The sequence below is a fragment of the Paraburkholderia silvatlantica genome, assembly GCF_003096715.1.
In the GTDB taxonomy this organism is placed as follows: domain Bacteria; phylum Pseudomonadota; class Gammaproteobacteria; order Burkholderiales; family Burkholderiaceae; genus Paraburkholderia; species Paraburkholderia silvatlantica.
This window is the reverse complement of sequence record NZ_QEOL01000021.1, coordinates 110,524-126,048: the sequence shown is the minus strand read 5'-3', so window position 1 is coordinate 126,048 and position 15,525 is coordinate 110,524. Positions and strand designations below refer to the sequence as shown.

Genomic DNA, 15,525 nt, shown 5'->3' with positions numbered 1-15,525 from the left:
CCTCTTCATGGCACTCCCCCACCCGCGCCCTACCGCTCGCGCGGCGACGAACGCGCCGGGTTCGAGCGTCCGCGCACGGCCTGGTACGCCCAGAACACATAGCCCGAAAGGCCGTAGAGCACGAACAGGCCGAACAGCATCAGCGGCGGATCGGACGACACCAGCACGAACGCCACCACCACGAGCAGCGTGGCCGCGAACGGCACGCGATGGCGCACGTCGAGCGCCTTGCCGCTGTAGAACGGCGCGTTGGACACCATCGTCACGCCCGCGTAGATCGTCAGCACGAAGGCCACCCACGGCAGCCACGAAAGCTTCACGGGCACGCGGTTGTCGGTGGCGAGCCAGACGAAGCCGGCGATGAGCGCAGCCGCGGCCGGGCTCGGCAGGCCCTGGAAGAAGCGCTTGTCCACCACGCCGATGTTCGTGTTGAAGCGCGCAAGACGCAGCGCCGCGCCCGAACAGTAGACGAAAGCCGCGAGCCAGCCCCAGCGCCCGAGGTCCTTGAGCACCCACTCGTACATCACGAGGGCGGGCGCGACACCGAACGACACCATGTCCGAGAGGCTGTCGAACTGCTCGCCGAACGCGCTTTGCGAGTGCGTCATGCGCGCCACGCGCCCGTCCATGCCGTCGAGCACCATCGCCACGAAAATGGCGATGGCCGCCACCTCGAAGCGCACGTTCATGGCCTGCACGACCGCGAAGAAGCCGCAGAAGAGCGCCGCCGTGGTGAACGCGTTCGGCAGCAGGTAGATGCCGCGCTTCTTCAGGAATTCCTGGCGCGCCGCGCGCCGGTTCGCGGCGACGCCCATCGGCTCCTGCACGGCCTTGTTGCGCCGGAACGGCCGCGGCAGCGGCGCGCCGGCAGGGTTACGGGGTCGACGCTGTTTGAATCCGGCCATCGCAGCCCTCCTTTATGCCGATTGGGTCGGCAGTTCGGCGAGGATCGTCGACGAGGCAGACACCTTCTCGCCGATCGACACGCGCGGGCGGCTGCCCACGGGCAGGTAGACGTCGACGCGCGAGCCGAAGCGGATGAAGCCGTAGCGCTGGCCGCGCGAAAGCGGCTCGCCGGCGCGCACGTAGCAGAGAATGCGGCGCGCGATGAGGCCCGCGATCTGCACCGAGGTGACGGTCGTGCCGTCGGCCATCGTCAGGACCACGGCATTGCGCTCGTTCTCGGTCGAAGCCTTGTCGATGGCGGCGTTCAGGTACGCGCCCGGGAAGTACTCGACCTTGGCGACGGCGCCGTCCACGGGCGAGCGTTGCGAGTGCACGTTGAAGACGTTCATGAACACGCTGATCTTGAGCGCTTCACGGTTGGCATACGGGTCGTGCGCGGTTTCCACGGCGACGATGCGGCCGTCGGCCGGGCACAGCACGGCGTTGGCCTGGCTCGGGATCGGGCGCGGCGGATCGCGGAAAAACTGCACGACGAAGATCAGGATCAGCCAGAAGGGCCATGCGAGTCCGAAGCCTGCGACCGCATGGATCAAGAGCGCCACGACGGCCGCAATGGCGATGAACGGCCAGCCTTCGCGCGCGATGATCGGATGGGGGTAATTCATGATGGCTTCGCTGTTATTTTAAAAACCGTAGGATAGCAAAAGCCGCCCAGGGTTCATCCCACCTGGGCGGCTTTTTCGGGTCCGACTCAGCATCGAGCCGATGCGCGCCTGCACAAAGACACGCGCGCCATCCGCCCGAGACCGTCAGATTAGTTCTTCGACTGGTCGACCAGCTTGTTCGCGGCGATCCACGGCATCATCGCGCGCAGCTTCGCACCGACCACTTCGATCTGGTGCTCGGCGCCCAGACGGCGGCGCGATTGCAGCGTCGGTGCGCCGGCCTTGTTTTCCAGGATGAAGCTCTTGGCATATTCGCCGGTCTGGATGTCCTTCAGGACTTCCTTCATGACCTTCTTCGTCTCGGCCGTGATGACGCGCGGGCCCGTCACGTACTCGCCGTACTCGGCGTTGTTCGAGATCGAGTAGTTCATGTTGGCGATGCCGCCTTCATAGATCAGGTCGACGATCAGCTTCAGTTCGTGCAGGCATTCGAAGTAAGCCATTTCCGGCGCGTAGCCCGCTTCGACCAGCGTTTCGAAGCCAGCCTTGATCAGGTCGACCGTACCGCCGCACAGCACGGCTTGCTCGCCGAACAGGTCGGTTTCGGTCTCTTCGCGGAAGTTCGTTTCGATGATGCCGGCACGGCCGCCGCCGTTCGCTGCCGCGTACGAGAGGGCGATGTCACGCGCTGCGCCCGACTTGTCCTGGTGGACAGCGATCAGGTGGGGCACGCCGCCGCCTTGCGAGTACGTGCCGCGAACCGTGTGGCCCGGCGCCTTCGGGGCGATCATGATGACGTCCAGATCCGCGCGCGGGATCACCTGGCCGTAGTGCACGTTGAAGCCGTGGGCGAACGCGAGCGCTGCGCCGTTCTTGATGTTCGCGTGGACTTCCTTCGCGTAGACATCGGCGATCTGCTCGTCGGGCAGGAGCATCATGACGACGTCGGCGTTCTTCACCGCTTCGGCCACTTCCTTGACCTGCAGGCCGGCGTTCTCAGCCTTGCTCCACGATGCGCCGTTCTTGCGCAGACCGACCGTGACGTTCACGCCGCTGTCCTTCAGATTCAGCGCGTGTGCATGGCCTTGCGAGCCGTAACCGATGATCGTGACCTGCTTGCCCTTGATGAGGGAGAGATCGGCGTCCTTGTCGTAGAAAACTTTCATGTTGGTTCCTTGGCGAGAGTCTGGTGAATTTCGGTACTGCTATTCGCTTTTGCTGCACCGGATGCGTTCTCTAAGGATACGCATCCGGCCAGGTTCCGGTGCAAGATCGACTGGGGTCGGGTCACACCTTCAGAATGCGCTCTCCGCGCCCAATGCCCGAGCCGCCCGTACGGACGGTTTCGAGAATCGCGGCCGCATCGATCGCTTCGATGAACGCGTCGAGCTTGTCGCTCGCGCCCGTCAGTTCGATCGTGTAGGTCTTTTCGGTGACGTCGATGATGCGGCCGCGGAAAATATCCGCCATCCGCTTCATCTCCTCACGTTCCTTGCCGACCGCCCTTACCTTGATCAGCATCAGCTCGCGCTCGATATGGGCGCCCTCGGTAAGGTCGACCACTTTCACCACCTCGATCAGGCGGTTCAGATGCTTCGTGATCTGTTCGATCACGTCGTCCGAGCCAATGGAAACGATGGTCATGCGCGACAGCGAACGGTCTTCGGTCGGCGCCACCGTCAAGGTTTCGATGTTGTAGCCGCGTGCGGAGAAGAGGCCGACCACGCGCGAGAGCGCGCCCGGCTCGTTTTCCAGCAGAACGGAAATAATGTGTCTCATGATGTGATCCGCGATTTATCCAGCGACGTTTTGTCAGATGCCGGTGGCTGCCGCCCTTCCCCGCGAACCCGCGCGCCCTTTGTGTGGACGCGCGCCGCGCGAGGTCGAAGCGGCGCCGTGCCAATACCGTTACAGGTCTTCCGAGCCGAGCAGCATCTCGGTGATGCCCTTGCCGGCCTGTACCATCGGCCAGACGTTTTCGGAAGGGTCGGTCTGGAAATCGAGGAACACCGTGCGGTCCTTCAGACGCAGCGCTTCCTTGAGCGCCGGTTCGACGTCCGCGGTCTTTTCGATCCGCATGCCGACGTGGCCGTACGCTTCGGCAAGCTTCACGAAGTCAGGCAGCGCATCCATATAGGAATGCGAATAGCGCTTGCTGTATTCGATCTGCTGCCACTGGCGGACCATGCCGAGGTAGCGGTTATTGAGCGAGATGATCTTCACGGGCGTGTCGTACTGCTTGCAGGTCGACAGCTCCTGAATGCACATCTGGATCGAGCCTTCGCCCGTGATGCACAGCACGTCGTCGTCCGGGTGCGCCATCTTCACGCCCATCGCCGCCGGCAGGCCGAAGCCCATCGTGCCGAGGCCGCCGGAGTTGATCCAGCGGCGCGGCTGGTTGAAGCGGTAGAACTGCGCGGCCCACATCTGGTGCTGGCCCACGTCGGAGCACACGAACGCGTTGCCGCCCGTGAGCTCCCACGCCTTTTCCACCACGTACTGCGGCTTGATGATGTCGCTCGAACGGTCGAACTTCAGGCAGTTCTTCTCGCGCCAGCCTTCGATCTCCTTCCACCAGTCGGCGAGCGCGGCCGTGTCCGGGCCGTGTTCGGCGTGCTGAAGCTGCTCGATGAGCTCTTTGAGCACTTCCTTCACGTCGCCGACGATGGGGATATCGACCTTCACGCGCTTCGAAATCGACGACGGGTCGATGTCGATGTGAATGATCTTGCGCGGGCGCGAGGCGAAGTGCGCGGGGTCGCCGATCACCCGGTCGTCGAAGCGCGCGCCGATTGCGATCAGCACGTCGCAGTGCTGCATCGCCATGTTGGCTTCGTAGGTGCCGTGCATGCCGAGCATGCCGAGGAACTTGCGGTCGCTCGCGCGGTAGCCGCCCAGACCCATCAGCGTGTTCGTGACCGGGTAGCCGAGCAGGTCCGCGAACTGGTTCAGTTCGCGCGACGCATCCGCGAGGATGATGCCGCCGCCGGTGTAGATATACGGACGCTTCGCCGAGAGGAGCAGCGACACCGCCTTGCGGATCTGCCCCGAGTGGCCCTTGGTGACCGGATTGTACGAACGCAGCGCGACGTTCCTGATCGGCTCGTACGTGCACGGCGTCTTCGACACGTCCTTCGGAATGTCGATCAGCACAGGGCCGGGACGGCCGGTGCGCGCAATGTAGAAAGCTTTTTTGACGGTGGCGGCGAGATCGCGCACGTCCTTCACGAGGAAGTTGTGCTTCACGCAGGGACGCGTGATGCCGACCGTATCGCACTCCTGGAAGGCGTCCTGACCAATCGCGGCGGTAGGCACCTGGCCGCTGATGATCACCATCGGGATCGAGTCCATATAGGCCGTCGCGATGCCCGTCACCGCATTGGTGACGCCAGGTCCCGAGGTCACGAGACACACGCCGACGTTGCCGGTCGAACGCGCATAGGCGTCCGCGGCGTGCACGGCGGCCTGTTCGTGGCGCACGAGAACGTGCTGGATCTTGTCCTGCTTGTACAGCTCGTCGTAGATGTAAAGCACCGAGCCGCCGGGGTAGCCCCAGATGAATTCGACCTGCTCGTCGGCGAGCGCCTTCATCAGCACGGTTCCGCCGATGGACGTAGCAGCTTGAGGGTCAGATTCTTGCGAGGGGGGGACCGACGTGGAGAATTCCGCGCTGGGCATGTTCATCATTCACCTTTCGAATTTTCGGCAAAAAATTGATCGGGTGCTCTCTGCCGGGCTTGTGGCTCGGGTTCAAGCGGCGCGTCCAGTTGACAGATGAGCTTCATGGGCCACATCTGAATTGAGACAAGTCACTTATGTTGCGAACCGTCGAAGATAGCGGCTCGATGCCGTTCGGTCAAGCAAATAATGAGAACGCGGGCACGGACGTTGCGACAGCGCGCACGCCTCGCGGCGCCGGCCACGGGCCGGCAGGACAGCCACCAGGGTCGGCGCATCCATGATGCGAAGCATTCTCATGGCCTTCCCGCTACCCTGCGGGCGCGAAAATTTGCTAGCATCCGCGGGTTTTACGACATTTTTCGAACGATTACGCGTACGCTGGCGGCGGCGCCCTGCAACGGATGGCATCAGACAAGGAACTCGCCGACTTTCTGGCGGGCGTCGAAAGACGCGCGTTCAAGCAGACGGTCTACGCCGTAAGGGACGACGACGCCTCGCTCGACATCGTGCAGGACGCGATGATCAAGCTCGCGGAAAAATACGGAGACCGCCCGGCCGCAGAACTCCCCCTGCTCTTTCAGCGTATTTTGCAAAATACGATGCACGACTATTTTCGTCGGCAGAAAGTACGCAACACGTGGGTGAGCCTGTTTTCGTCGCTCGGCAACGCCGAAGACGAGGATTTCGACCCCCTCGAGACCTTCGAAGCCGAGCAGGGCACGGCCGGCGCCGAGAGCAGCGAGCAGCAGATCGAGCGCGCCCAGGTGCTCCAGATGATCGACGACGAAATCCAGAAATTACCGGCACGTCAACGGGAGGCGTTTCTGATGCGTTACTGGGAGGATATGGATGTCGCCGAGACTGCCGCCGCAATGGGCTGCTCCGAAGGCAGCGTGAAAACGCACTGCTCGCGGGCCACCCACACGCTGGCTCAAGCGCTCAAGGCCAAAGGAATCACCCTATGAGCTCCGCCCTCGAAAATAAAGAATTAGCGTTCGTGCGGGAAATGCGTCGTGCGCTCGACGAGAGCGCCGCCAACCTGCCCACTGCCACCACCGCCCGACTCGCCGCCGCACGCAAGACAGCACTCGCCCACAAAAAGGCCGAAGTCGTGCTCGTGCGCGCCCCGGCGCTCGCCGCGGCCGGTGTCGGCAGTCTGTCCGGCGCGCCCATGCACCAGCTCGCGCGGCGCCGTTCGGCGCTCGCGCGCTTCGCGCTCGCCTGGCCGCTCGCGGCCCTCGTGGCGGGCCTCTTTGCCATCGCGTATTTCGAAGATCAGCAACGCACCGCTGAACTCGCCGATATCGACGCGGCCATGCTGAGCGACGACCTGCCGCTCACGGCCTATCTCGATCACGGGTTCAACGCGTATCTGACGCGCGCGCACTAAGGAAAATCTGAGCAGGAGACTGACGGGGTGAGTTACAAGCGCGGCCTGGCCGTTGTCATTGGATCTGTGGTCGCGGCAGTCGTGTCGTATGTGGCGACCTACCCGCGCTTTCATCCCGAGCCCACCGGCGAAAACACCGCCGGCGCGCCCGCACAGGCGAAAGCGCCCGCAGCCGATAATTCGATCACGACCACGTTCGCGCCGTTGCCCGGCCAGTCCAATCCGCTCGCCTGGGCGCATTTGAGCGACGCGCAGCACGCCGCGCTCGCGCCGTTCGCCGTCGAATGGGATCGCTTCAGCGACGAGCGCAAGCGCAAATGGCTGAAGATCGCGGCACGTTACCCCAAAATGTCGCCCGAAGCACAAAAGCGCCTGCATGAGCGCATGGCGGAATGGGTCGGCATGACGCCGGAGCAACGGCGTGTCGCGCGCGAAAACTACCAGGTTTCCAAGGATTTGCCGGCGCAGGCGCGCCAGCGCGCCTGGAAGGCTTACCAGCAGCTCCCCGAAGAGCAGAAAGAACGTCTTGCCGCGAGCGAGCACAAGCGCCGCCCCACCGTCGTGAGCGCCCCGCCGAGCGGCAACAAGAGCGAGATTCGCGATATCCAGCGCCTCGTCAACGAGCGCGATCACCACGGCCTGCCGCATGCGCCCGCGGGTGTCACCGGAGCATCGGGCGCGGCCGGCGCGAGCAGCACGGGCTCGGGTCTCGCGCCCGCAGCGCCCGGCGCTCCGAGCGAGCCGGCGGTGGCTTCGTCGTTTGCGGCGGGCATTCCCGCCGCCGGCAGCTTCGTGCCGGCCACGCCCATCCCCGTCTCGCCCGCCGAAGCACCGGCGGCGTTCAAGGGCTCCTGAAGCCTCCACCAGGCGCTCGCGGCATGCTCACGCGCCTCATACGCTCGTGAGCCCCGCCGCGGCGTTGCGGTTATTTCGCCGCGCGCGTGTTCGAGGTTATGCTTTGGACGTCCCGTCCCCGAACTGACGCCATCGTGCCCGAAAGCGCCCAAGCCGCCTTGCCGTCCGCCGCCTTATTCCCGGTTGAACCCGCGCCCGTTTCGATTCGCCGCCGCCTCGCTGCGTTCGTCTACGAAAGCGTGCTGCTTTTCGGCGTCGTCTTCGCCGCGGGACTCGCGTTCAGCCTCGTCCTGCAGCAGCGCAATGGTTACACGCATCACAACGCGATGGCGGCCTGGATCATCCTCGTGGCCGGCGCGTACTTCGTCGGCTTCTGGCACAAGGGCGGGCAGACGCTGCCGATGAAGACCTGGCGCCTGCGTGTCGTCGGGCCAGACGGCGAGCCGCCCACGCTCGCGCGAGCGACGCTGCGCTACCTCGCCGCGTGGCTCTGGTTCCTGCCGCCGCTCGTGCTGCATCCACTGCTCGATCTTTCGATTCCGCACACGCTTGCGCTCGTTGCCTTCTGGTTCGTGATCTGGGCCGCCAGCGCCCGCTTCGCCCACGACAGGCAGTTCCTTCACGACCGCATTGCGGGCACCCGCATTGTCGCAATCGCGCGACAGAGCGCGGCGGCCTAGCAGCCGCACGACATCCGCCGCCGCACCGGAAAGCCGTCTGCATGGCAACCTGGGACTGCGTAACGAGACCTTCTCGTGACTGTCATGTTGCCGTCACGGCGGCATGGCGCAATGCGCGTATTACAACCTGCCGCGCGCGCCATGGCCCAAAAGACGTCTGCGACCACCCTGTTCCGGCAGACCACCGGACGAGGCACCGACTCCGCCACGTTCCATCCGTCCCCCGGCGAAGCCGCCTTTCCCGTCCCGCCCCTGCCGCCCTCGCCGATCGACGACACCCGCCCCCCCGGCTCCCACGACGACGATCACCCCGACCCCATCCGCTACCGCACGATCTGGCTCTCCGATATCCATCTCGGCACGGGCGGCTGCCAGGCCTCGTATCTGCTCGATTTTCTGCGCCACAACGAGTCGGAGTATCTGTATCTCGTGGGCGACATCATCGACGGCTGGCAGTTGAAGAAGGGCTGGTACTGGCCGCAGGCGCACAACGACGTCGTGCAAAAAGTGATGCGCAAGGCGCGCAAGGGCACCCAGGTCGTCTACATTCCGGGCAACCACGACGAGAGCGCGCGACAGTTCTGCAATCTCGCGTTCGGTGACATCCACGTGCGCGAGGAAGCCTTTCACACGACGCTCACCGGCAAACGCCTGTGGGTCGTGCACGGCGATCTCTTCGACGGCGTGATCCAGCACGCAAAGTGGCTCGCCTATCTCGGCGACTCGGCCTACACGCTGATCCTCCTGCTCAACCGCTGGTTCAACCGCGTGCGCGCGAAGCTCGGCTTCCAGTACTGGTCGCTCTCGCAGTACCTCAAGCACCAGGTCAAGAATGCGGTGAACTTCATCTCCTCGTTCGAGCGCGTGATGACCGACGAAGCGCGCCGCCGCGGCTGCGACGGGGTGGTCTGCGGCCACATCCACAAGGCCGAGATCCGCGACATCGACGGCATCCTGTACTGCAACGACGGCGACTGGGTGGAGAGCCTGTCCGCGCTCGTCGAGACGTTCGAGGGCGAGTTGCGCATCGTCTACTGGACCGTGAAGCGCGCGCCGCAGACGCAGGGCTCGACGCGCAAGGCGCGTGTGAGCGCCGCCTGAGTGTCAACCCATACCGCCACGCGGCAGCCATAACCGCAGCGACAACCGCACTACGGAACGACAAGAGGGCCGACGACCGATGAAAGTAATGATCGTGACCGATGCATGGGAGCCGCAGGTCAACGGCGTGGTTCGAACACTGAAGAACACGACGCGCGAACTCATCGCGCTCGGGCATCAGGTCGAACTGCTCACGCCGCTGGAGTTCCGCACGATACCGTGCCCCACGTACCCGGAAATCAAGCTCTCGCTGTTTCCGAAGCGCCATCTGCAGGATCGCATCAGCGCATTCGGGCCCGATGCGATCCACATCGCAACCGAAGGGCCGCTCGGACTCGCCGCGCGCCGCTATGCGATCGACCACGACCTGCCGTTCACGACCGCTTATCACACGCGCTTTCCCGAGTACGTGCAGGCGCGCTTCGGCATCCCGCTCTCCGCGACCTACCGCTTCCTGCGCTGGTTCCACAAGCCTTCGCTCGCGGTGATGGCGCCCACGCCCGTCGTCAAGACCGACCTCGAGAAGTTCGGCTTCACGAACGTCGTGCTGTGGACGCGCGGTGTGGACCTCGACATCTTCCGGCCGATGGACTCCAAGGTGCTCAACACGGCGCGTCCCATCTTCCTGTATGTGGGCCGCGTGGCCGTGGAGAAGAACGTCGAGGCCTTTCTCAAGCTCGATCTGCCCGGCTCGAAATGGGTCTGCGGCGAAGGCCCGGCACTCGCCGAACTGAAGTCGCGCTATCCCCAGGCGAATTACCTGGGTGTCCTGAGCCAACCCGAGCTCGCGAAGGTCTACGCCGCCGCCGACGTATTCGTGTTCCCGAGCCGCACCGACACCTTCGGTCTCGTGCTGCTCGAAGCGCTCGCATGCGGCACGCCGGTGGCCGCGTACCCGGTGACGGGCCCGATCGACGTGCTGGGCACGGGCGGCGCGGGCTCGATGAACGAAGACCTGCGCGAAGCGTGCCTCGAAGCGTTGAAGATCGACCGTGCCGAGGCACGCGCCTGGGCCGAGCGTTTCTCGTGGCGCGCTGCCTCCGAGCAATTCGCGGCGCATCTGAAGCCGCGCTCGCGCGCGACGATGGAGCCTTCCAGCGCCGCCGCCTGAGCGCGAGGCCGGCCATGGTGCGCGCTTCGATTGTCCGCGAGCGCGCCGGGGACACGGACGGCCCCGGCGCAACCGCCTCGCACGCGTGCGATACTGGGGTACTACCTGGCACCACCATGACGCCACGTCCACCGTTACCGCCGCATAGCGCCCAGGGCGCACGCAGTCCCGCTGCGCCAGCCGGCCAGCGTGCCGGCGGCTCCTCGCGCGCCGCACGCGCCGCCGAAGCGCTCGATCCGCGCGCGAGCGCTTCGGCCGTGGCCGCACCAGGCGTTGCGCCGCCTGCCGCACCCGCACCCGCACCTGCGAGCGAGCCCGCCAACGCCACTGCGCCCAGCGCGCCCGCTGCGCCGCGCGCTGCCGCACCGGAGCCGCCCGAGCCGCCGCATCTGCACGAACCGCTCGGCCCCGACGATCCGCTCGCCCCGCTCCCCTTCAACCCCTACAAGGGCAACCGCGGCATCACCCGCGCATGGAAGGCGCTCAAGTACTCGATCAAGGGGTTTCGCGCCGCCATCCGGGAGGAAAGCGCGTTTCGCCAGGAGCTCACGCTCTCGGCCATCCTCGTGCCGATCGGCGTGTTCATTCCGGTCGAGCCCGTCGAGCGCGTACTGCTGCTCGGCTCGGTGATCCTCGTGCTGATCGTCGAGCTGCTCAATTCGAGCATCGAGAACGCGGTGGACCGCATCGGCCTCGAGCGCAACGAACTCTCGGGCCGCGCCAAGGACCTGGGCAGCGCAGCGGTGACACTCGCGTTGCTGCTCTGCGTCCTGACCTGGGGGTTGATCCTCGTACCCCGTTTCGGGCCGCTGCTGCTGCACGGAATCGGCGTGCTCTAGCGCCCCGCTCCTCCAGTCCGCCAGGGCCTCACCACGCTTGCCCGCTCCTGACCGGCGCAAGCTGTCGGTGCGCGCGGGCCGTCGGTTTATAATCGAACGACAGTCTTATAACGACCAACCGCGTCCGGGCCGCGCGCACCGCAACCTACGAGCGGGCGCCTGAGCCCGGCACTGCATTTTCAGGGCCGGACGACATGGATGCCAAACCTCCCCGCCGTACACGCGAACGGATTCTCGAGCTGTCGCTGAAGCTGTTCAACGAGATCGGCGAGCCGAACGTCACCACGACGACCATCGCCGAGGAAATGGAGATCAGTCCAGGCAACCTGTACTACCACTTCCGCAACAAAGACGACATCATCAACAGCATCTTCAGCCAGTTCGAGCAGGAGATCGAAAAGCGTCTGCGCTTTCCCGAGGACCATCGCGCCACCATCGACGAGATGTGGGCATACCTGCAGTACATGGTCGACTTCACGTGGCGCTACCGCTTTCTCTATCGCGACCTGAACGACCTGCTCGCGCGCAACCGCACGCTGGAGATGCATTTCAAGCAGATCATCAGCCACAAGGTGCACTTCGCGAAGCAGTTCTGCGAGCAGCTCGTGGAAGACGGCGACATGGTCGCCACGCCCGCCGAGATCGACGTGATTTCGACCAATATCGGCGTGATCGCCACCTACTGGCTCTCGTACCAGTTCGTGATGAATCCGCGCAAGTACAACGACCAGGAAGCGATTCGCGACGAGCTGCACCAGGTCAGCGTGCAGATCGTCTCGCTGATGGCGCCGTATCTGCGCGGCCGCGCGCGCGAGCTGTTCGACGACCTCGTCTCGGGCAAGCTCGCCAAGCGCGAGTTCTACGACTACCTGCCGCCGCGCGAAGGCGCGGGCGCCGCAAAAGACAACCGCGAATAAAGGCCAAAGCCGAATGAAAGCAGTCTGCGTATATTGCGGCTCCTCGCCTGGAGCCAATCCGGTTTACACCGAAGCCGCACAGGCGTTCGGCCGCGCGCTCGTCGCCTCGAACCTCGCACTCGTCTATGGCGGCGGAAAGGTCGGCCTGATGGGCGTGATCGCCGACACCGTGATGGCGGGCGGCGGCCGCGCCATCGGCGTGATCCCCGAGTTGCTGGTCGACAAGGAAGTGGGCCATGCGGGCCTCACCGAGCTGCACGTCGTGCCCGACATGCATCACCGCAAGAAGATGATGGCCGACCTCTCCGACGCCTTCGTCGCGATGCCGGGCGGCGCGGGCACGCTCGAAGAGCTGTTCGAGGTCTATACCTGGGCGCAGCTCGGCTATCACCGCAAGCCGGTGGGCGTGCTGAACATCAGCGGCTTCTACGATCCGCTCATGGCGCTGCTCGACCACACGGTGCGCGAAGGCTTCATGCGCCAGACCTACCTCGACATGCTGCAAACCGACGCCGATCCCGTCGCGCTGATCGCCAGGCTCAAGCGCTATCACGCGCCCGCAAAGGACAAGTGGGCGGACTTGCGCGAGAACGTGTAATCCCGCCGCATAGCGCCGTTCGCCCCGGCAATCCGCAGTCACCACGCGCAGTTACCTTCACGAGTCCATCACGATGAGCAAGGTTGTCCTGATCACCGGCGCGAGCCGCGGCATCGGCCGCGCGACGGCGCGTCTGCTTGGCGCACACGGCTGGACCGTGGGCGTCAACTATCTGCACAACGAACCGGCCGCCGACGAAACCGCCGCCGAAGTGGGCCGCGCAGGCGGCCACGCGCGCGTGCTGCGCGGCGACGTCGCGAGCGAGGCGGACGTCGTCGCGATGTTCGACGCGCTCGAATCGGCCTATGGCCGCATCGATGCGCTCGTGAACAACGCGGGGATCGTCGCGCCCGGCAGCCAGGTCGCCGACATGAGCGCCGAGCGTCTGAAGCGCATGTTCGACGTGAACGTGTACGGCGCGTTTCTATGCGCACGCGAAGCGGCGCGGCGCATGTCGAAGGATCGCGGCGGCGACGGCGGCTCGATCGTCAACGTCTCCTCGGCGGCCGCGCGGCTGGGCTCGCCCAACGAATATGTCGACTATGCGTCGTCGAAGGGCGCGGTCGACACGATGACGATCGGCCTCGCCAGGGAACTCGGACCGCAGGGCGTGCGCGTGAACGCGGTGCGCCCCGGCCTCATCGATACCGAGATCCACGCGAGCGGCGGCCGCCCGGATCGCGCGGCCGTGCTCGGCGCGCAAACGCCGCTCGGCCGCCCCGGCAGCGCCGACGAAGTCGCGCAAACGATCGTGTGGCTGCTCAGCGACGCCGCCTCGTATGTCACAGGCGCCCTGCTCGACGTGAGCGGCGGACGCTGAACCCGCGCGCGGGATTGCGCTGGAACGACGCTAGAACGACGAACCGCGTTCGCGCAGGAACGCGGCCTCTGCGTCGGTGGACGCTCGGCCCAGTTGCGCATTGCGATGCGGAAAGCGCCCGAAGCGCTCGATGACCTTCGCGTGGCGCACCGCGTAATCGTAGTAGCCCTTCCCCTCAGGATCCTTCGCCAGTTCGCCGAAGAGCCGCAGCGATTCGCGCTGCGCTTCGGCGCTTTCGGCGTGCTCGAACGGCAGATACGCGAAGGCGCGGTGCTGCAGCGTGGGCAAGCGCAGATCCGCGCCGCTCGCCACCATCGCGCGCGCGATGCCGAGCGCCTTGTCGTCGGCGGAGAATGCGTGCGGCGTGCCGCGACGGCAGTTGCGCGAGAACTGGTCGAGCACGATCACGAGCGCAAGCGCGCCCTCGGGCGTCTCGCACCATGCGTCGAGTTCGCCCGCACACGCGGCACCGAGCAGCGCGCCGAAGCGTTCGCGCAGCTTCGCGTCGAATGCGGCGTTCTTGCGGAACCACATCTTGCGCTCGCGGCCGAATGCCTCCGAATCCGGCGTGCCGAACCAGAAGTCGAGCACCTCGCGCGCACGCGCTTCGAGATGCATTACGCCAGTTCCAGCACGAGACGCCGCGTGCGCGCACTCTTCTTCTCGAGCTTCGCCACGCGCAGCGCGCCGATCTCCTGCGTGTTACGCACGTGCGTGCCGCCGCAGGGCTGCAAATCGACGTTATCGATACGCAAGAGGCGCACACGGCCGAGACCCATCGGGGGCTTCACGCTCATCGTGCGCACGAGTTCGGGGCGCTGCGCCATCTCCTCGTCGGTGATCCATTCGGTCGCCACCGCGTGCGCGCCCGAAACGAGTTCGGCGAGCCGTGCCTCCACCATCTCGCGCTCGATCGGCTCGACGGTCGCGAAATCGAGGCGCGCATAGTCGGTCGTGATGCTGCAGCCGTCCACGGGATAGGGCAGCACCGCGCACATCAAATGGCTCGCCGTGTGCAGACGCATGTGGCGGTGGCGGCGCGTCCAGTCGATCTCGGCGCGCACGCGCTCGCCCGCGGCGAGACGCGCGAGCTGTGCTTGCTGGCCGGGCGCGGGAACGTGGAGCGCGTCGTCGGGCGTCGCGCCTTCGAACTTCGCCTTGCGCGTATCGGCAATCTCGATGCGCGTGCCGTCGGCGAGCACCAGCGCGCCGGCGTCGCCAGCCTGGCCGCCGCCGAGCGGATAGAACACGGTCTGGTCGAGCCGCACCCCGTCCTCGCCAACGGCAAGCACGGTCGCTTCGCACTGCGTGAGATAGGCGTCTTCGCGAAAGAGCGCGCGGGTGGTCGTCATCGTGGGTGTCTCCTTGTTTTGCGTACGGCGGGCCGCGCATAGCCGGCCGCCAGCCAGCCAGCCAACCAGCCAACCAGCCAAAGGGCCATTATGGCTGCGGGGCGAACCACCCCGCCGGACGGCCGCGACGCGTGAACGCCTGACTGTACCGGCCCAAGGACCGGGACAATCGTGCCCAGTCGATCAACCCGGATGATTGCGCATCCAGTCGGCGGTATCGAAGAATGAATGCAGCAGGCGTTCGCGCAGCGGCTGCGCGAGGCCGACGTCTTCCATCGCCCAGGCCATGCAGCGCAGCCACTGATCGCGCTCCGGCGAGGCGATCGCGAACGGCAAATGACGCGCGCGCAGGCGCGGATGGCCAAAGCGTTCGATATAGTGGTCCGGGCCGCCGAGCCAGCCGCAGAGGAACCAGAACAGCTTGTCGCGCGAGCCGTCGAGCGTTTGCGGATGCATGGCGCGGATGCCCGCGAAATCGGCCTCGAGGTCCATCAGGTCATAGAAACGGTCGACGAGTTCGCGCACGCGCGCCTCGCCGCCGACGAGTTCGAAGGCCGTGGGTTTCTGCGGCGCTTCGTCGGCTGGATCGGTCATACGGTTGAATCAGGAA

The 15,525-nt window shown here is 65.6% G+C and carries 18 protein-coding genes; 10 read left to right on the top strand and 8 right to left on the bottom strand.

Features of this window, described 5'->3' with window-relative positions; genetic code table 11:
• Positions 1–29: 29 nt before the first annotated feature.
• The 5 genes from pssA to C7411_RS25390 form a co-directional block, all read right to left on the bottom strand.
• On the bottom strand, positions 30–905 hold the full coding sequence (pssA, locus tag C7411_RS25410) for a CDP-diacylglycerol--serine O-phosphatidyltransferase (protein ID WP_042271776.1): 876 nt from the start codon (positions 903–905) through the stop codon (positions 30–32).
• A gap of 12 nt (positions 906–917) precedes the next feature.
• Positions 918–1,571: a phosphatidylserine decarboxylase gene (locus C7411_RS25405; RefSeq protein ID WP_028205688.1), complete on the bottom strand. Its 654-nt coding sequence runs from the start codon at positions 1,569–1,571 to the stop codon at positions 918–920.
• Between the two features lie 149 nt (positions 1,572–1,720).
• The gene (gene ilvC, locus C7411_RS25400) at positions 1,721–2,737 is read right to left on the bottom strand and encodes a ketol-acid reductoisomerase (RefSeq protein WP_028205689.1); all 1,017 of its coding nucleotides are present in this window, start codon (positions 2,735–2,737) and stop codon (positions 1,721–1,723) included.
• A 121-nt stretch (positions 2,738–2,858) separates the two neighbouring features.
• Complete coding sequence (ilvN, locus tag C7411_RS25395) at positions 2,859–3,350, bottom strand: acetolactate synthase small subunit (RefSeq protein ID WP_028226244.1); 492 nt, start codon at positions 3,348–3,350, stop codon at positions 2,859–2,861.
• A 129-nt stretch (positions 3,351–3,479) separates the two neighbouring features.
• The gene (locus tag C7411_RS25390) at positions 3,480–5,255 is read right to left on the bottom strand and encodes an acetolactate synthase 3 catalytic subunit (RefSeq protein WP_110386822.1); all 1,776 of its coding nucleotides are present in this window, start codon (positions 5,253–5,255) and stop codon (positions 3,480–3,482) included.
• Between the two features lie 398 nt (positions 5,256–5,653).
• Between C7411_RS25390 and C7411_RS25385 the strand changes: the two genes are divergently transcribed.
• The 10 genes from C7411_RS25385 to C7411_RS25340 all read left to right on the top strand — a co-directional run bounded on the left by C7411_RS25385 (position 5,654) and on the right by C7411_RS25340 (position 13,563).
• A complete protein-coding gene (locus C7411_RS25385) occupies positions 5,654–6,217 on the top strand; it encodes an RNA polymerase sigma factor (protein WP_042271779.1) in 564 nt (187 codons plus the stop codon).
• Positions 6,214–6,642, top strand: coding sequence for a DUF3619 family protein (locus C7411_RS25380; RefSeq protein ID WP_110386784.1), 429 nt, complete (start codon positions 6,214–6,216; stop codon positions 6,640–6,642). Before C7411_RS25385 ends, C7411_RS25380 begins: the two co-directional genes overlap by 4 nt.
• Before the next feature lie 27 nt (positions 6,643–6,669).
• Positions 6,670–7,497, top strand: coding sequence for a DUF3106 domain-containing protein (locus tag C7411_RS25375; protein ID WP_110386783.1), 828 nt, complete (start codon positions 6,670–6,672; stop codon positions 7,495–7,497).
• A gap of 98 nt (positions 7,498–7,595) precedes the next feature.
• Positions 7,596–8,177 (top strand): RDD family protein, encoded by a 582-nt coding sequence (locus C7411_RS25370; RefSeq protein ID WP_110386782.1) that lies wholly within the window; start codon positions 7,596–7,598, stop codon positions 8,175–8,177.
• 141 nt (positions 8,178–8,318) lie between these two features.
• Positions 8,319–9,278 carry a UDP-2,3-diacylglucosamine diphosphatase gene (locus C7411_RS25365; protein ID WP_110386781.1) on the top strand — a complete coding sequence of 320 codons (960 nt, stop codon included), beginning with the start codon at positions 8,319–8,321 and terminating at the stop codon, positions 9,276–9,278.
• Positions 9,279–9,357: 79 nt separating this feature from the next.
• Positions 9,358–10,389 carry a glycosyltransferase family 4 protein gene (locus C7411_RS25360; protein ID WP_110386780.1) on the top strand — a complete coding sequence of 344 codons (1,032 nt, stop codon included), beginning with the start codon at positions 9,358–9,360 and terminating at the stop codon, positions 10,387–10,389.
• A 116-nt stretch (positions 10,390–10,505) separates the two neighbouring features.
• Positions 10,506–11,228: a diacylglycerol kinase gene (locus C7411_RS25355; protein ID WP_110386779.1), complete on the top strand. Its 723-nt coding sequence runs from the start codon at positions 10,506–10,508 to the stop codon at positions 11,226–11,228.
• Positions 11,229–11,422: 194 nt separating this feature from the next.
• Positions 11,423–12,145 (top strand): TetR/AcrR family transcriptional regulator, encoded by a 723-nt coding sequence (locus C7411_RS25350; RefSeq protein WP_069265294.1) that lies wholly within the window; start codon positions 11,423–11,425, stop codon positions 12,143–12,145.
• 13 nt (positions 12,146–12,158) lie between these two features.
• Positions 12,159–12,743, top strand: coding sequence for an LOG family protein (locus C7411_RS25345; protein WP_110386778.1), 585 nt, complete (start codon positions 12,159–12,161; stop codon positions 12,741–12,743).
• 73 nt (positions 12,744–12,816) lie between these two features.
• Positions 12,817–13,563, top strand: coding sequence for an SDR family oxidoreductase (locus C7411_RS25340; RefSeq protein WP_110386777.1), 747 nt, complete (start codon positions 12,817–12,819; stop codon positions 13,561–13,563).
• Positions 13,564–13,593: 30 nt separating this feature from the next.
• Here C7411_RS25340 and C7411_RS25335 read toward each other — a convergent pair whose 3' ends face one another.
• The 3 genes from C7411_RS25335 to C7411_RS25325 form a co-directional block, all read right to left on the bottom strand.
• The gene (locus C7411_RS25335) at positions 13,594–14,181 is read right to left on the bottom strand and encodes a DUF924 family protein (protein ID WP_110386776.1); all 588 of its coding nucleotides are present in this window, start codon (positions 14,179–14,181) and stop codon (positions 13,594–13,596) included.
• Positions 14,181–14,915 carry an alanyl-tRNA editing protein gene (locus C7411_RS25330; RefSeq protein WP_110386775.1) on the bottom strand — a complete coding sequence of 245 codons (735 nt, stop codon included), beginning with the start codon at positions 14,913–14,915 and terminating at the stop codon, positions 14,181–14,183. Before C7411_RS25330 ends, C7411_RS25335 begins: the two co-directional genes overlap by 1 nt.
• A gap of 183 nt (positions 14,916–15,098) precedes the next feature.
• Entirely contained in the window at positions 15,099–15,509 is a 411-nt protein-coding gene (locus C7411_RS25325; protein ID WP_110386774.1) for a group II truncated hemoglobin, read from the bottom strand.
• Between the last annotated feature and the right edge of the window lie 16 nt (positions 15,510–15,525).

Coding starts and splice junctions, on each gene's coding strand:
- pssA (WP_042271776.1), bottom strand. CDS start 905: ATGGCCGGATTCAAACAGCGTCGACCCCGTAACCCTGCCGGCGCGCCG.
- C7411_RS25405 (WP_028205688.1), bottom strand. CDS start 1,571: ATGAATTACCCCCATCCGATCATCGCGCGCGAAGGCTGGCCGTTCATC.
- ilvC (WP_028205689.1), bottom strand. CDS start 2,737: ATGAAAGTTTTCTACGACAAGGACGCCGATCTCTCCCTCATCAAGGGC.
- ilvN (WP_028226244.1), bottom strand. CDS start 3,350: ATGAGACACATTATTTCCGTTCTGCTGGAAAACGAGCCGGGCGCGCTC.
- C7411_RS25390 (WP_110386822.1), bottom strand. CDS start 5,255: ATGAACATGCCCAGCGCGGAATTCTCCACGTCGGTCCCCCCCTCGCAA.
- C7411_RS25385 (WP_042271779.1), top strand. CDS start 5,654: ATGGCATCAGACAAGGAACTCGCCGACTTTCTGGCGGGCGTCGAAAGA.
- C7411_RS25380 (WP_110386784.1), top strand. CDS start 6,214: ATGAGCTCCGCCCTCGAAAATAAAGAATTAGCGTTCGTGCGGGAAATG.
- C7411_RS25370 (WP_110386782.1), top strand. CDS start 7,596: ATGCTTTGGACGTCCCGTCCCCGAACTGACGCCATCGTGCCCGAAAGC.
- C7411_RS25365 (WP_110386781.1), top strand. CDS start 8,319: ATGGCCCAAAAGACGTCTGCGACCACCCTGTTCCGGCAGACCACCGGA.
- C7411_RS25360 (WP_110386780.1), top strand. CDS start 9,358: ATGAAAGTAATGATCGTGACCGATGCATGGGAGCCGCAGGTCAACGGC.
- C7411_RS25355 (WP_110386779.1), top strand. CDS start 10,506: ATGACGCCACGTCCACCGTTACCGCCGCATAGCGCCCAGGGCGCACGC.
- C7411_RS25350 (WP_069265294.1), top strand. CDS start 11,423: ATGGATGCCAAACCTCCCCGCCGTACACGCGAACGGATTCTCGAGCTG.
- C7411_RS25345 (WP_110386778.1), top strand. CDS start 12,159: ATGAAAGCAGTCTGCGTATATTGCGGCTCCTCGCCTGGAGCCAATCCG.
- C7411_RS25340 (WP_110386777.1), top strand. CDS start 12,817: ATGAGCAAGGTTGTCCTGATCACCGGCGCGAGCCGCGGCATCGGCCGC.
- C7411_RS25335 (WP_110386776.1), bottom strand. CDS start 14,181: ATGCATCTCGAAGCGCGTGCGCGCGAGGTGCTCGACTTCTGGTTCGGC.
- C7411_RS25330 (WP_110386775.1), bottom strand. CDS start 14,915: ATGACGACCACCCGCGCGCTCTTTCGCGAAGACGCCTATCTCACGCAG.
- C7411_RS25325 (WP_110386774.1), bottom strand. CDS start 15,509: ATGACCGATCCAGCCGACGAAGCGCCGCAGAAACCCACGGCCTTCGAA.